Origin of the sequence: Kitasatospora sp. CB01950, assembly GCF_001905465.1 — a bacterium.
In the GTDB taxonomy this organism is placed as follows: domain Bacteria; phylum Actinomycetota; class Actinomycetes; order Streptomycetales; family Streptomycetaceae; genus Kitasatospora.
Map to the genome: position 1 here is coordinate 47312 of NZ_LISX01000014.1, position 14571 is coordinate 61882.

At 74.6% G+C, this 14571-nt stretch carries 15 protein-coding genes and 1 pseudogene; 6 read left to right on the forward strand and 10 right to left on the reverse strand.

The features are described from left to right. Positions 1-123: 123 nt before the first annotated feature. On the forward strand, positions 124-2292 hold the full coding sequence (locus AMK19_RS27830; protein WP_073816457.1) for an MMPL family transporter: 2169 nt from the start codon (positions 124-126) through the stop codon (positions 2290-2292). Positions 2293-2319: 27 nt separating this feature from the next. Then, entirely contained in the window at positions 2320-2487 is a 168-nt protein-coding gene (locus AMK19_RS36680; RefSeq protein WP_198953479.1) for a hypothetical protein, read from the forward strand. Positions 2488-2548: 61 nt separating this feature from the next. Here AMK19_RS36680 and AMK19_RS27835 read toward each other — a convergent pair whose 3' ends face one another. The 4 genes and pseudogenes from AMK19_RS27835 to AMK19_RS38500 form a co-directional block, all read right to left on the reverse strand. Then, entirely contained in the window at positions 2549-2809 is a 261-nt protein-coding gene (locus AMK19_RS27835; protein WP_073816459.1) for a hypothetical protein, read from the reverse strand. A gap of 99 nt (positions 2810-2908) precedes the next feature. Further along, a complete protein-coding gene (locus AMK19_RS38295; protein WP_073816460.1) occupies positions 2909-3577 on the reverse strand; it encodes an endonuclease in 669 nt (222 codons plus the stop codon). A gap of 100 nt (positions 3578-3677) precedes the next feature. Beyond that, on the reverse strand, positions 3678-4373 hold the full coding sequence (locus tag AMK19_RS27845; RefSeq protein WP_073816462.1) for an HAD family hydrolase: 696 nt from the start codon (positions 4371-4373) through the stop codon (positions 3678-3680). 72 nt (positions 4374-4445) lie between these two features. After that, positions 4446-5594 (reverse strand): annotated as a pseudogene (locus AMK19_RS38500) (ADP-ribosylglycohydrolase family protein); the annotation flags it as partial. Between the two features lie 286 nt (positions 5595-5880). Here AMK19_RS38500 and AMK19_RS27855 point away from each other — a divergent pair. Both AMK19_RS27855 and AMK19_RS27860 read left to right on the forward strand, forming a co-directional pair. Next, entirely contained in the window at positions 5881-6669 is a 789-nt protein-coding gene (locus AMK19_RS27855) for a phytanoyl-CoA dioxygenase family protein (RefSeq protein WP_073816465.1), read from the forward strand. A gap of 96 nt (positions 6670-6765) precedes the next feature. Then, positions 6766-6972 carry a hypothetical protein gene (locus AMK19_RS27860; protein ID WP_073816466.1) on the forward strand — a complete coding sequence of 69 codons (207 nt, stop codon included), beginning with the start codon at positions 6766-6768 and terminating at the stop codon, positions 6970-6972. A 7-nt stretch (positions 6973-6979) separates the two neighbouring features. Here the strand turns inward: AMK19_RS27860 and AMK19_RS27865 are convergent, their stop codons facing one another. Together AMK19_RS27865 and AMK19_RS27870 are read right to left on the reverse strand one after the other, a co-directional pair. Then, positions 6980-7723 (reverse strand): SOS response-associated peptidase, encoded by a 744-nt coding sequence (locus tag AMK19_RS27865; RefSeq protein ID WP_073816467.1) that lies wholly within the window; start codon positions 7721-7723, stop codon positions 6980-6982. Between the two features lie 52 nt (positions 7724-7775). Then, on the reverse strand, positions 7776-8747 hold the full coding sequence (locus tag AMK19_RS27870; RefSeq protein ID WP_073816469.1) for an aldo/keto reductase: 972 nt from the start codon (positions 8745-8747) through the stop codon (positions 7776-7778). 114 nt (positions 8748-8861) lie between these two features. Here AMK19_RS27870 and AMK19_RS27875 point away from each other — a divergent pair, with 114 nt between their 5' ends. Next, positions 8862-9542: a (2Fe-2S)-binding protein gene (locus tag AMK19_RS27875; protein ID WP_073816471.1), complete on the forward strand. Its 681-nt coding sequence runs from the start codon at positions 8862-8864 to the stop codon at positions 9540-9542. A 45-nt stretch (positions 9543-9587) separates the two neighbouring features. On the opposite strand, the gene AMK19_RS27880 is transcribed toward AMK19_RS27875, so the two are convergent. Then, positions 9588-10730 (reverse strand): serine hydrolase domain-containing protein, encoded by a 1143-nt coding sequence (locus tag AMK19_RS27880; protein WP_241844623.1) that lies wholly within the window; start codon positions 10728-10730, stop codon positions 9588-9590. Between the two features lie 41 nt (positions 10731-10771). Next, positions 10772-11551 carry a helical backbone metal receptor gene (locus tag AMK19_RS27885; protein ID WP_241844624.1) on the reverse strand — a complete coding sequence of 260 codons (780 nt, stop codon included), beginning with the start codon at positions 11549-11551 and terminating at the stop codon, positions 10772-10774. Positions 11552-11789: 238 nt separating this feature from the next. Here AMK19_RS27885 and AMK19_RS27890 point away from each other — a divergent pair, with 238 nt between their 5' ends. Continuing rightward, positions 11790-12284 carry a hypothetical protein gene (locus AMK19_RS27890; protein WP_073816479.1) on the forward strand — a complete coding sequence of 165 codons (495 nt, stop codon included), beginning with the start codon at positions 11790-11792 and terminating at the stop codon, positions 12282-12284. 66 nt (positions 12285-12350) lie between these two features. Here AMK19_RS27890 and AMK19_RS27895 read toward each other — a convergent pair whose 3' ends face one another. Both AMK19_RS27895 and AMK19_RS27900 read right to left on the reverse strand, forming a co-directional pair. Beyond that, entirely contained in the window at positions 12351-13883 is a 1533-nt protein-coding gene (locus AMK19_RS27895; protein WP_073816481.1) for an ATP-binding protein, read from the reverse strand. Then, positions 13873-14559, reverse strand: a complete 687-nt coding sequence (locus AMK19_RS27900; protein WP_073816484.1) for a response regulator transcription factor — start codon at positions 14557-14559, stop codon at positions 13873-13875. The genes AMK19_RS27895 and AMK19_RS27900 overlap by 11 nt, the downstream gene beginning before the upstream one ends. Positions 14560-14571: the final 12 nt, after the last annotated feature.

A 14571-nucleotide genomic window follows, 5' to 3' on the forward strand; every position in this document is an offset into this window, starting at 1 on the left:
GCCCCCTGCTCCCCCTGCTCCCCCTGCTCCCCCGCACCCAGGGCCCCGCCTGTCCCCGTATATACCCCCCCAGGTATTACCCTTGGATCGGCGGACCCCCCGCCCGCTTGGAGAGAAACACCCGTGAACCGCTCCGCCCCCGCGCCGGCCGCCTCCGCGCCCCCGGCCGTCGCCCCGCCCCGGGACGGGCTGCTCGGCCGCCTCGGCGTCTGGTCCGTCCACCACTTCAAGACCGTGCTGGTCGGCTGGCTGATCATCGTGATCGGCCTCGGCGCGTTCGCCCCGAAGGTCACCACCGCGCTCTCCGGCGCGGGCTGGCAGGCCAACGGCTCCGACTCGGTGAAGGTCCGCACCCTCGCCGAGGAGCACTTCGCGGGCAACGCCTCCTCCGCGATCCAGATCGTGGTGCACGCCGACCGCCCGGTGACCGACCCCGACGTGCAGCAGGTGGTCGACCGGGCCACCGCGCTGGCCACCGCCGACTCCCGGATCTCCACCGTCGTCCCGCCGCAGCCCGGCGCGACCGTCAGCCAGGACGGCCGCACCGCCGTGCTGCTGGCCGGGGCCGCCGCCTCGCCCGACGACATGGTGCGGGCCGCCGACGACCTGAAGGAGCCGCTGCGCGAGCTGTCCGGCGGCGGCGTGGACGTCACCGCGACCGGCGCGTCCGTGCTGTGGAGCGACTTCAACACCGCCAACCACGACGCGATGATGAAGTCCGAGATCATGTCCTGGCCGGTCACCCTGGCCATCCTGGTGCTGGCCTTCGGCTCGCTGGTCGCCGCCGGACTGCCGCTGCTGCTCACCATGGCGGGCCTGGCCGCCTCGGCCGGTTCGCTGGTGCTGATCAGCCACCTGTTCCCGGTCTCCATCTGGGCGATGAACTTCGCCATGATGTTCGCCCTCGCGCTGGGCATCGACTACGCACTGTTCCTGGTCGTCCGGTTCCGCGCCGCCCGCGCCAATTCGAAGCGGGGCAGCGACAGTTCACGCTCGGTCGCGGAGACCATGGACACCGCGGGCAAGGCCGTGCTGCTGTCCGGCGCGACCGTGCTGGTCAGCCTGTCCGCCGTGATGCTGGTCCCGTCCCCCGCGTTCCGCTCGATGGCCGGCGGCATCATGCTGGCCGTGCTGTTCGTCCTCGGCGCCACCCTGACCCTGCTGCCCGCCATTCTCGGCAAGCTCGGCCACCGCATCGACGCCGTGTCGCTGCCGTGGGCCAAGCGCGAGGCGCAGACCTCGCCGCGGTTCGAGGCCTGGGGCGAGCGGCTGTGGAAGCAGCCGCTGCGCTGGGGCGCGCTCGCCCTGGTCGCGCTGCTGGCGCTGGCCGCGCCGGTGATCGGACTGCGCACCGCGATGCCGTCCATCAACGTGCTGCCCGAGGACGCCAGCGCCCGGGCCGGCTACACCGCCGTCCAGCAGGCCTTCGGCGACGGCGCCCCCGGCACCCTGCAGATCCTCACCCCGACCGACCAGGCCGCGGCCACCGCGCAGACCGTCGCCGCCACCCCCGGCATCGCCGGCGTGATGCCCGCGATGCCCGCCGCCGACGGCGCGAACCTGTCGCTGATCCAGGCCGTCCCGTCCGTCGACCCGTCCGACCCGCAGCTCGGCCAGACCGTGAACACGCTGCGCGCCGAACTGCCCGACCACACCCTGGTCGGCGGCGCCGCGGTGGAGAACCTCGACCTCCAGCACCTGCTGACCGAGAAGACCCCGCTGGTCATCGGCGTCGTCATGGTCCTCGGCTTCGTCCTGCTGCTGTTCGCGCTGCGCGCCCCGCTGATCGCGGCGCTCGGCACCGTGGCCAGCCTGCTGTCCACCGGCGCGGCGTTCGGCGTCGCCCGACTGGTCTTCCAGGACGGCCACGGCTCCGGACTGCTGGGCTTCACCCCGCAGGGCTTCCTGGACGGCTGGGCGCCGGTGTTCTTCTTCGCGATGATCTTCGCGATCGCGATGGACTACACCGTCTTCCTGCTGGCCTCCGCGAAGGAGCAGTACGAGCGCACCGGCGACCCGCGCAAGGCCATGGTCGGCGCCCTCGCCCACTCCGGCCGGGTGATCTTCGCGGCGGCCGCCGTGATGGTCGCGGTGTTCTTCACCTTCGCCATCTCCGGCCCGCTGCCGCCCAAGGAGATGGGCATCGTCCTCGGCGTCGCCGTCCTGCTGGACGCCGCCCTGATCCGCCTGGTCCTGCTCCCCGTCATGCTCCGCCTGACCGGCCGCGCCGCCTGGCACACGCCCCGCTGGCTCGACCGCATCCTCCCGAACATCCCCTTCTCGCACTCCTGACACCCCCTCCCCGAAAGGACCACCCCCATGTGCCGTCGCACCACCTGCAAGACCTGTAACAAGCCCTCCTACGCCGGCTGCGGCATGCACGTCGAGCAGGTTCTCGCCGGTATCCCCAAGTCCCAGCGCTGCTCCTGCACCGCCGCCGACAAGGCCGCCTCCGGCTCCTGGCTGAGCCGGATCTTCGGCCGCTGACCCGCCCGAACCGCGCCCCCGCCCACCGTCAGGGCGGGGGCGCTCGGGGTTTTCGGGGCCTTCAGCAGGTCGCGCGGTACGGCACGGAGGCCACCCGCGCCTCCCACTGCCGGGCGTCGAGCGGGCCGGTGGTCGCGCAGATACGGGCGGCCACCTGTTCGGGGTCGAGATGCCAGAGGCCCACCGCGCCGCCGTCGGTGGTGGCGGCCAGCATCCGGCCGTCCGGGCCGAAGGCGGTGACGGAGAGCGGGCCGGTGCTGGTGGTGAGGGGCTCGCCGATGCGGGCGGGGTGGGTGCGGTCGGCGAGGTCCCAACGGAGCACGGCGCCGGTCGAGTCGTGCAGGGCGGCGGCGAGGGTCCGGCCGTCCGCGAGGCGTCCGGGGCGGGCGGGGCCGGCGGGGCGGGCGGGGCTTGCGGGGCGTCAGACCGACGCGGTCTGCGCGGTGTCGGGGGTGGCGGCCAGGACGCGTTCGGCCATGGCGGGGTCGAGGGCGGCGCGGACGAGGGCGTCGCCGAGGCGGTGCAGGTCTTCGGGGGCGATGAGGGCGGCGAGTTCGGCCGGGTCGGTGGGCAGGCCGAGGCGTTCGGCGCCGGCGGTGGCGCGGGGGTCGAGGGCGGGGCGCAGGTGGGGCCAGACGGCCTGGGCCTCGCGGCAGAAGGCGGCGGCGCCGGCCGGGCCGATGCCGGGGAAGCGTTGCAGCAGGGCGCGGGTGCGCTCGGGGCGGCCCTGGGCTGCGGCGGCGAGTTTTCGCAGGTCGCCGCCGTATTCGTCCTGGGCGAGGCGGGCGCATTCGCCGAGCCTGGTGGCGGTGCCGTCGGCGAAGTGCTGGTAGCGGCCGGCGATCAGCGCGTCCTTGCGCTGCTGCCAGTCGAGTTCCAGCGTGCCGGCGGGGGTGCCGGCGCCGGCGGCGACCAGGGAGGCCGTGCCGGTGACGGCGATCTCGGCCTGGATGCGGGCCGAGACGAGGTTGCTGAGCATCAGCAGCTGCCACAGTTCGGCGGGTCGGTCGGCGATCTCGATGCCCGCCTGTTCGGCGTAGGTGGTTCCCGCGTCCGCCACCAGTGCCGCCACTCGTTGCCTCGTGTCCATATCGGCCTCCCGGATTCACTTCGCTGACGAACCGTCAGCCGTCCGGCCCGACGGTACGCGGCGGGGGGCCCGGGCGGCCCGAAGCCACGCCGACCGGCCTTCAGCCGAGGAGCGGGGCGACCTCGGCGAGGGTGCGCACCCGGGGCACGGTGACGGCCGGCGCGCCGGTGGGCTCGCGTTCCAGCCAGATGCCGAGCAGTCCGGCCTCGGTGGCGGCCTGCGCGTCGACGTCCAGCCGGTCGCCGATGTACGCGGTGTTGGCGGGGGCGACGCCGAGGGTGCGGCAGGCCAGGTGGAAGATCTCCGGGTCGGGTTTGGCGCAGCCGGCCTCGGCGGAGGCGGTGGTGTGCGCGGCGAGGGCGTCGAGGCCGACGGTGCGCAGCTTGTCGCGCTGTATGTCACCCTCGCCGTTGGTGATCACACCGAGCTGTCGGTCGGCGCCCAACTCGCGGACGGCGCGCGGGACTTCGGGGAAGGCCCGCCAGGAGCGCCGGTATCGGCGGAGGTATCCGGCGAACCAGGCGTCGGCCTGTTCGTCGGACCACTCGCCGAGCCCGAGGTGCCGGGCCAGGCCGAGGGCGCGGGCCCGGCGCTGTTCCTGGACGGTCAGTTCGCCGGCCAGGTAGCGGTCGTACTCGCGGCGTTCGAGGTCGCGCCAGAAGTGCAGCAGTCCGTCGCGGTCCAGCGGCTGTCCGGGGAGTTCGGCGGCCGCGCCGGCCAGGACGGCGGCCTCGGCGGCGCCGTCGTGGTCCAGCAGTGTGCCGTCGAGGTCGAACAGCACCGCTTCGATGCGCATCGTCCCCTCCTCAGCCGCCCACCGGTGGATTTCACCCTATCCGGCCGCCCGACGGGCCGTCACCAGGGGCCGTCACCAGGGGCCGGCCGGCAGCGGGCCCCTGGTCCGGACGAGGCCTTCGAGCTCCATGAGGACGAACTCCACCTCGCCCCGCTTGCTGCGGCCGCCGTTGTAGAGCGCGGGGTGGGCCTCGATCTGCACGCCGACGGCATGGTGGCCGCCGCGGTGCGGGGCGACCCGGACGGCGAACACCTCGCGTCCGGTGGTCGCCCCGTGCAGGTGCAGGACGCCCTCCTCGGCGCGGGCCACCCAGCGTGCGGCCCGGTAGCCGGAGCGGTAGCGGTTCCACACCTCCTCGCCGAAGGACAGCCGGTCCGGCACCGGGTAGGGCCTGGGCAGCACCATCGGGACGAAGCGCGGCACGGCCGGGGGCTCCACCGCGGACCTGGTGTCCGGCCAGGTGGGCGGCGGGACCTGGGCGTCCTCGGGGAACGCCCAGGCCGGCAGCGGTTCGCGGGCGGCCAGCCAGCCGGCGGGGATGCCGTCGGCGCCGGTGCGGGCGGCGACCACGCCGCCGGTGATCGCGGCGACGGTGTCCATGTCGCCGCCGCCGCCGATCGCCGCCCGGACGGCCGCCGGGTAGTCGTCGAGCCACCGGGCGGCGCACCAGAGCGCGAACGGGACGGTGTCGAGGGCGCTGGTGCGGCGGCCGTTGCCGAGCACCGCCGCGACCGCCCGGACGTCGGACCGGTCGAGCAGCCGCCCGGCCTGGTCCAGGCCCTCGCGGACGGGCCCGAACGGGGTGAGGTCGGCGACGGCGGACAGGAAGCGGTCCGGGGCGAGCGGCGCGGTCCGGCAGCGCACCGCGTGGGCGGCGGCGACGGCCACCGCGATCGCGCCGTCCACCGCGTCCGGGTGGGTGTGGGTGGTCTCCGCGGTGTCGGCGGCGGGCCGGACGACGGACGCCGGGTCGTGCGCGTACGCGGCCCCCAGCGGGGCCACCCGCATCGCCGCACCGTTGCCGAACGAGCCCTGGCCGTCGAAGAGTTCGGCCGCCAGCCGACGGGCGTCGCCGCCCTCGCGGATCAGCCGGAGCAGCCGGTTGGCGGTGGGCCCGTAGCCGCGGTCGAAGTCGTGGCACCGGGCGAAGGCGCAGGCGAGGTCGTAGCTGTCGATCGCGCCGCGGGCGACCTGCATGGCGTACACCGAGCAGGCCATCTCGGTGTCGTCGGTCCACGGCCAGGGGCCGGGCGGGACGGTGCGGCGCCGAAGTGGGCGCGGGCGGTGGCGGGAACGAAGAACTGGGCGCGGGCGGTGGCGGGAACGAAGAACTGGGCGCCGAGGGCGTCGCCCACGGACAGGCCCTGGAGGGCGTCGAAGGCGGGGCCGGTGTGCAAGGCAGTCATATGGCTCCTACCGAAGCGCGCGGGTGGCGTCGCGTCAAGTCGCATCGCTCGGACGGAAATTCGTTTGCCGCTGCCGGGCGTTCGGCCGAGACTCCGTCCCCATGGGTACTGTTCTGTCGCCGCAGCAGGTCGAGGGTTTCGTCACGGACGGCTTCGTCCGCCTGGAGGGTGCGTTCTCGCCCGAACTGGCCGCCGAGTGCCGGGAGTTCCTCTGGCGCGAGATGGGCCTGGATCCGGACGATCCGGCGGGCTGGACGCAGCCGGTGGTCCGGCTGGCCGGGTACGCGGACGAGCCGTTCCGGCGGGCCGCGACCACCGAGCGCCTGCACGGCGCGTTCGACCAGCTGGTCGGCGAGGGCCGGTGGCGGCCGCAGCCGTGGCTGGGCGGCTTCCCGATCCGCTTCCCGCACCCGGACGACCCGGGCGACGCGGGCTGGCACCTGGACGCGAGCTTCACGCCGGACGGCGAGGAGGGCCTGTGGCTCAACCTGGTCTCGCGCGGCCGGGCGCTGCTGATGCTGTTCCTGCTGTCCGACGTGGACGAGGCGAACGCGCCGACCCGGATCAAGGTCGGCTCGCACCTGGACGTGCCGCGGCAGTTGGAGCCGGCCGGCGACAAGGGCGTGGAGTTCTTCTCGTTCTGCGCGGAGCTCGACCGGGCCGGGCTGCTGGACCATCCGGAGCGGGAGACCGCGTCGGCCACCGGGCGGGCGGGGGACGTCTACCTGTGCCACCCGTTCCTGATCCACGCCGCGCAGCCGCACCACGGCACGGTGCCGCGCTTCCTCGCCCAGCCGGCGCTGCTGTCCACCGGCGACCTGGTGCTGGAGCGCGCGGACGGGGCGTACTCGCCGGTGGAGCGCGCCGTCCGGCTCGGCCTGGGGCGCTGAACGCGCGGAACTTCGCGGAATCGCCGCTGCGCCGTGCCGCCGCACCGCGCCCACCTGCGATGATGCGGGAGAATCGGCGGGGAAGGGGAAGCCGTGATGGGTGTGGCACTGGTGATCGTTCTGCTGCTCGCGGTGGGCGGCTGCGGCTGTGTGGTGTGGGCGGAGCGCAGTGGGCCCGCCTGGGTCCGGGGGGTGTCCCGGGCGACGCTCGCCGTGGGTGAGATGGTCCGGCGGGACGCGCGCCGCCGCCGGGCCGAGGACCGCCGCCGGATCAGCAACACCGCCTCGGGCGACTCGGACTGACGGGCCGTCAGTCCGTGATGCCCAGCGGGTCGGGGGCCTCGGTGAGCAGCCGGGGGCCGTTCTCGGCGACCCGGTTGACGGCGGTGGGCACCGCGCGGACGCGGATGTCGCCGTCGGCGGGGCGGTGCAGCAGGTGGTGCAGGTCGGCCCGGTCGCTGTTCGCCGGGTCGAGCCAACTGCCCAGCTCCTCGCGGGGAATGGTGAGCGGCATCCGGTCGTGCACCCGCCCCGCGCTGTCGGCGGCGTCGGTGGTCAGGATGGTCGCCGTCGCCAGCCACGCCGCCGGGTCGTCCTCGGGCACGCTCGCGTCCCGCCAGAATTCGTACAGGCCGGCCATCAGCATCAGTTCGCCGGTGCTCAGGTAGTACGGCTGCTTGTACGCCTTGCGGCCGTCGCCCGCCGGGACGGGCCGCCACTCGTAGTAGCCGTCGGCGGGGATCACGCAGCGCCGGGCGGCGAACGCCTTGCGGAACGAGGGCTTCTGGTCGACGGTCTCCGAGCGGGCGTTGATCAGCCGGGCCGCGCCGGAACGGTCCTTCGCCCAGGACGGCACCAGGCCCCAGCGCAGCGTCCGCAGCTGGCGCACCACCTCGCCGGTGTCGTGGTCCACCCGTTCCAGTACCGCCTGGATCGGGTCGGTCGGCGCGACGTTCCAGCTCGGCGCGAGCGCCTCGGTGGGGTTCCAGCGCGCGACGTCGAGCAGGGCGACAAGGTCACCGGGCTCGGTGGTGGAGACGAAGCGACCGCACATGGGCCCCAACTCTGCCACCGAACCCCGACAACCGCACGCAGCGACGCCACCCTCAGGAGTAGAAGTTCCGGTCCCAGCGGTGTCCGGCCAGCACCTTCAACTCCCTTTCGCCGAGCGGCACTCCGTCGCCGACAGCGGCGTTGCGCTCGACGTTGCGCACCGAGCGCATGCCCGGGATCACGGTGGACACGGCGGGCTCGCTCAGCACGAACCGCAGCGCCGCCTCCGCCAGCCCGTCCGCCTCGATGCCCAGGTCGGCGGCGATCGCGGCGGCCCGGCGCTCGACCTCGGCCAGCCGGTCGCCGCGGAAGTAGCGCCGCCGGAAGTCGCCCTCCGGGAAGACCGTGTCGGCGGTCAGCCGGCCGGTCAGCCCGCCCTCGTCCAGGGCGACCCGGACGATCACCCCGACGCCGTGCTCGCGGCAGGCCGGGAACAGTTCGTCCAGCGGCGACTGGTCGAAGATGTTGTAGATCACCTGCACCGCGTCGACCACGCCGCTGCGCACCAACTCGACGGCGGTGTGCGGCTCGTGGTCGTTGACCGAGACGCCGAACAGGCCGATCAGGCCCTCGTCCTTGAGCGCGCCGACGGTCTCCAGCCAGTCGCCGCGGCCGAGCCACTCGTCGTGCCAGACGTGGAACTGCAGCAGGTCGAACCGCTCCAGCCCGGCGGCCCGCAGCGAGGTCTGCACGCTCTCCCGGATGTGCGCGCCCGGGAACGCCTGCGCCGGGTCCACGCCCGGGCGGGCCGGCCACTGCCGGTTCAGCGGCGGGACCTTGGTCGCCACCCGCACCTGCCGGCCGGCCGCGGCGCACTCCCGCACCACCTTGCCCACCAGCCGCTCGCTCTCGCCGTAGCCGCGGGCGGTGTCGACGAAGTCCACGCCGAGGTCGATCGCGCGGCGCAGCGCCGCCAGCGACTCGTCCTCCTGCGCGCCGATCCAGCCGGACGCGCCGATCCCCCACGCGCCGAAGCCGACCTCCGACACCTCGATGCCGCTGCGCCCCAACTGCCGCTTCCGCATGCGTTGTTCCTCCCTCGCGTGCCGGTTGTCCGTCAGCTCGCGACGATAGGCGGCGGGGGCGGCCGGTGGCCAGCGAAATCCTGGCGCCGGCGGGGCCCGACTACACTCCGCGGCATGACCGCCGTCCCGCCGTTGGCCGCTCTCGGCCCGTACTTCGCCACGCTGTCCGGACCCGCGCCCGCCGGGTTCCGGCCGCTGCGCGAACTGTCCGCGCCGGACGGGCCGTTGGCCGGGCGGGTCGCCGAGGTGGCGCGGGTGCTGGGCACGGACGAGGCGCGGGTCGCCGCGTCCACGGCGCACCTCGGGCTGGCGGCGCGCCTGTGGTCGGTGGCCCTCGGGGCCGCCGTCGCCACCGGGCGGCTGCCCGACCTGGACGGCGCCCGGTTCGCGCTGCCGCCGCAGGGCCCGTTCGACCTGTGGCTGCCCTCCGGCGACGGGCCCGACGCCTCGCCGGGTGGGCTGCACGCGCTGGTGATGGACGGCCACCTGCACCCGCTCGCCGCCGCCGTCCGCGCCCTCACCCCGCTGGCCGCCGGCCTGCTGGCGGGCAACGCCGCGTCGGCGCTGGTCGGCGCCGCGCGTCAGCTCGCCGCCGTCCCGCCGCTGCGGGTCCCCGCCGCGACGCTGGCCCGCGAGCTGCTCGCCTTCCCCGACCTCGCCCCCGCCGGCGCGGTCACCCCGCCCGGCGGCCCGCTCGCCTTCCGCCGCGCCTCCTGCTGCCTCTACTACCGTGCCCCCTCGGGCGGCCTCTGCGGCGACTGCGTGTTCACGCGGGCCCCGAAGGCCCGTCCCTGATCGGTGACGTGTCGGCTGGGAGGTCGAGGGCGGGGGCCCGGGCCCTCAGGCGGTGGCGGTCTCGGCGATCAGGGTGCTGAGCCGGTCGGCGGTGGTGGCGGGGCCGGGGAAGAACCGGTTGCGGGTGAGGGCGAAGGCGAGGCCGGTGGCGGGGTCGGCCCAGGCGGTGCTGCCGCCCATGCCGGGCATGCCGAAGACGGTGAGGGTCCGGTGGGGGTCGGCGCCGGGGCGGCCGAGGTTGTAGCCGAGGGCGCGGGGCGCCGGGAATCCGATCATGCGGTCGGTGTCGGCGGTGGCGAGGGCGGTGATCTCCCGCAGGCGGGCGTCCGGGACGAGGCGGACGCCGTCCACCTCGTCGAGGAGGGCGGCGTACATCCGGGCGACGGCGCGGGCGGACATCGTGCCGCCGGAGGGGATGTCGGAGCCGAGCACGAGCGGGTTGTTGCCGTAGTCCGCGCCGGGGGTGAGGGCGGGCGGGGTGGCCTTGAAGAGCGGCAGGTCGGCGGGCATGGCCGCGATCGCCTCGGCGCTGCCGGGCGCGTCCACGAGCCGGGCGATCCGGCCGAGTTGGGACGCGGGGACGCCGAAGTACAGCTCGTCGGCGATGCCCAGCGGCGCGGCCACCTCCTCCCGGAGCACCTGCGAGATCGGCCGGCCGGTGGCCCGGCGGACGACTTCGCCCAGTACGTATCCCCAGGTCACGGCGTGGTAGCCGGTCGCGGTGCCAGGTTCCCACCAGGGTTCGGCGTCGGCGATCAGCGCGCACATGGCGTCCCGGTCGGCCAGGTCGGGGACGGTGAGGCGGGCGGGGACGGCGGGCACGCCGATCGAGTGGGTCAGGGCGTGCCGCAGGGTCGCCTTCTGCTTGCCGTGCGCGCCGAACTCCGGCCAGAGGTCGACGATCGGGGTGTCGTACGCGAGGACGCCGCGTTCCGCGAGGACGTGCACGACGGTCGCCGTCACCCCCTTGCCTGTGGAGGCGGCGAAGAACGGGGTGTCGGGGGTGACCGGCCGGCCGGTGGCCGGGTCGGCGACGCCGGCCACCGCGTCCACCACCGGCCGGCCGTGCCGGTACACGGCGACCTGGATGCCCAACTCCTCGCCCGAGGCGACGAGCAGGTCGATGGTCCGTTGCACGAGCTGCTGCATGACGGGGTGGCCCTCTCGGTTCTCGACTGCGGTGCTCACGGGCACCGTTCACCCGACAGTCGGACCCGCCGAAGGGATCTCTACACCGTCCCGGCGGCAATTTGGGCGGCGAGGACGGCAGGGGCGTCGGCCAGCGAGGGCCCGTACCAGGTGAGGCGGCGGCCGTCGAGCAGGGCGTACGGGAGGCCCGGGAACGCGTCGGGGCCGTCGGTGGCGGTGAACCGGTACGGCTCGTCCGGCAGGGCCAGCAACTCGGCTCCCGCACCGAGGAGTTCGGCGAGCGGGACGCGCGGGTAGCGGCCCGGCCGGCCGGCCGTGACGACGGTGACGCCGAGACGGCGGAGCAGGTCGGCGGCGAAGGTGTCCGCGCCGAGAACCATCCACGGCCGCCGCCAGATCGGCACCACCGCCCGCACCGCCGCCACCGGCGCCGGCACCTCCGCCCAGGCCTGCCGCGCCGACAACAGCCAGGCGGGCTCCGGCAGTCGGCAGGCGTCGACGAGGAGCCGACGCAGCGAGTCGAGCGCCTGGTCGAGGTCGCGAATACGGGTGGTCCACACCGCCGCCCCGGCGGCCCGCAGCGCGGCGAGGTCGGGGGCGCGGTTCTCCTCCTCGTTGGCGACCACCAGATCGCCACGGAGCGTGACGATCCGGGCGACGTCGGGGTTCTTGGTACCGCCGATCCGGGGCACGTCCAGGCCGGCGGGGTGGGTGCACCAGTCGGTGGCGCCGACCAGCAGGCCGGGGGCGGTGGCGGCCACCGCCTCGGTGAGCGAGGGGACCAGCGAGACGATCCGGCGGACCTCTCCGAGCCGGACCGCGGTCCCCTCGTCGTCCGTCAACTCCCTTGTCACACGCATGAACACCACTCTACCCGCCGCCGTCCGAGGGTCACCCGGCCGGGACGGGACGGCGTCGTCCGGCGACCGCCCCAGAGCCAATCAGACGTACACGGATTTTTTGGCCGTTCTCGCCGCGCGCCTCCTCGACGGCTGGCCTAGCGTGAGTCTCGCCCCGGTCGGTTGCGGGGATCCACAGGTGGGCGCCCCCCTGTCAATCAATCACTCTCAGTCACACCCTCAGTGAAAGTGGAACGACATGGCATTCGGAAAGATGCTCAGCGCCATCGGTGTCGCCTCGGCTCTGGCCCTGACGACGGTCGGCACGGTCGGCTCCGCCGCCTTCGCGGCGGACACCGCGGCTCAGCCCGCGGTCAAGCCCGCGGTTCAGCCCGCGGCCCAGGCCAACCCGATGACCCCGGCCCTTCCTGTGATCTCCGCCGCGAACAACGCCGCGGCCGCCAACGAGGTCCAGACCCCCTCGGTCACGCTGGCGCAGCCGAGCAACCTCCCGTCCGTGCACTCCGACGGGACGGCTCAGGGCATCGCCCCGCTCGATCTGGTGTGCGGGAACTTCTCCTTCAACGGGCCGAGCTTCACCGAGACCTGTAACGGCTCGCTCTGGCAGCCCTTCGTGGACTGCTCGGACGGCAACCGCTACGTGTCCACCGTCGACTTCTCCGGCCTGTTCCGCGTCCGCCTGACCTGCCCGGCCGGCGTGGCGGTCGCCGGCGGCGCCTTCGACCTGTCGTAAGCACCGGAGCGGTGAACCGGGCCGCCGGCCATGCCCCTTCGGGCACGGCCGGCGGCCCTGCGGCGTCTACCGCGAGCCGCCCGCCACCGGCAGTCGCACCACCAGCCGTGCGCCGGGCAGCCGGCCGGGCGCTGCGGCGACGGCCGTGCCGCCGAGGCCGTGGGCGATGGTGCGCACCAGGGCGAGGCCCAGGCCCGCGCCGCCGCGGCCCCGGTCACGGGCGTCGTCCAGGCGGACGAAGCGCTCGAAGACCCGCTCCCGGTCGGCGGCCGGGATGCCCGGCCCGTCGTCCTCCACGGCGAGTTGCGCCCATCCGTCGGCGACGGTGAGCGTGACCGCGACCCGGCCGTCCGCGTGCCGGGCCGCGTTGTCCAGCAGGTTGCGCACCAGGCGGCCCGGCAGCATCTCGCCGCCCGCGAGCACCGCCTCGGCGAGCTCGCTCTCGTACGTCAACTCTCCTTCGCCGTACTGCCGTTCGGCGAGCTGTTCGGCGATCACGTCGTGCAGGTCGACGGTGCCGTCGGCATGGCCGGCGGCGCGTTCGGCGGCACGTTCGGCGCGGGCCAGCAGCAGCAGGTCGTCGGCGAGGTCCTGGAGCCGTTCGGTGTCGGTGAGCGCCCCGCGCACCACGGCCGGCCAGTCGGCGGTGTCCGGGCGGGCCAGCGGCACTTCGAGTGAACTGCGCAGCACGGCAAGCGGACTGCGCAGTTCGTGCGAGGCGTCGGCGACCAGTCGGCGCTGTTCGTCCAGGGCCTGCTGGAGCCGGTCGAGGGTGTCGTTGGTGGTGTGGGCCAGCCGATGGATGCCGTCCCTGGCGCGCGGCACCGGCACGCGTTCGTGGAACGCGCCGCCGCGCACGGCGGCCATCTGGCGGCGGATCGACTCCACCGGGCGCAGCGCGATTCCGGTGGCGAGCCAGGCGATCAGCGCGACGAACAGCGAAGCGAACGGGGCGACCACGGCGAGCAGTCGGCCGGTGACGACGTCGGCGGTCTCGTCCGCGACGGTCGGGTCGATCAGGACGTAGAGGGTGAGCTGCTGTTCGGGCATCTCCGGAGCGGGTCGGTGCCCGTCCGGGACGAGCAGGGCGAGTCGGTCGCTGCTCACCGGCTCGGTGAGCGTGCGCAGGAAGTGGTAGGTGCGGGGTTCGGGCGAGGCCAGCCGGTAGTAGGGGGAGATGCCGGCCGGGTAGCGGATGGCAACGGTCTCGACGGAGTGCGCGGGCTCGGGTGGCAGGTCGGCGCCGCTCGCGGGCTTCGCCCGTCGCAGGGGTGCCAGGGCCAGCGCGGGGTCGTCGTTGCGGTGGTCCGTGAGGAAGTCTCCGACCAGCCACTCCCCTTCCTCGGTGAGCACCACGTACGCCTGGCCGCCCAGGAGTTCGCCGTCGGCGCCGTCCCGGATTCTCGCCTGGAGGTTGCGCAGGGCGTCCATCGCACTGATCTCGGCCTCGTGGTAGAGGAGGGCGTGGACGCCGTCGCCGACCAGCGGTGCGGCGACCGCGAACGCGAGCGCGGAGGCGCCCAGCGCGGCCACGGCGGCCCGGGCCCGGATGCCGAGGGCGGGCCACCAGCGCCACCAGCGCCGGCGATCAGTCGACATCGGCGGGCGACGGGGTGAGCCGGTAGCCGATGCCGCGGACGGTGTCGATCCGGGCGTGCGCGCCGGCCCGGTCGAGTTTGCGGCGCAGCGCGGCGATGTACACCTCGACGATGTTGAGGTCGCCGCGGAAGGCGGAGTCCCAGACGGCGTCCAGGATGTCGGTCTTGGGGACGGCCTGGTCGGGGCGCCGCAGCAGGCACTCCAGGACGCCGAACTCCTTGGCGGTGAGGCGCAGTTCGGCGTCGGCGACGGTGCAGCGGCGGGCCGCCGGGTCGATCCGCAGGTCGGCGGCGGCGAGCACCGCGGGCCGGCCGGCCGCGCCGCGGCGCAGCAGGGCGCGGAGGCGGGCGGTGAGCACCACGAAGGAGAACGGTTTGCCGAGGAAGTCGTCGGCGCCGCAGTCGAGGGCCTCGGCCTCGTCGTATTCGCCGTTCTTCGCGGTGAGCATCAGTATCGGCACGGAATTCTCCTCGGCACGAAGGCGTCGGCAGATCCGGAAGCCGTTCAGGCCGGGCAGCATCACGTCGAGCACCACCAGGTCGTACGTTCCGGAGCGGGCCAGTTCCAGGCCGCTCGGGCCGTCGGTGGCCACGTCGACGGCGTAGCCCTCGGCGCGCAGGCCCTGGCTGAGCGACCGGGCCAGCCTTTCCTCGTCCTCGACCATGAGTAGGCGCATCGGGCCAGCGTA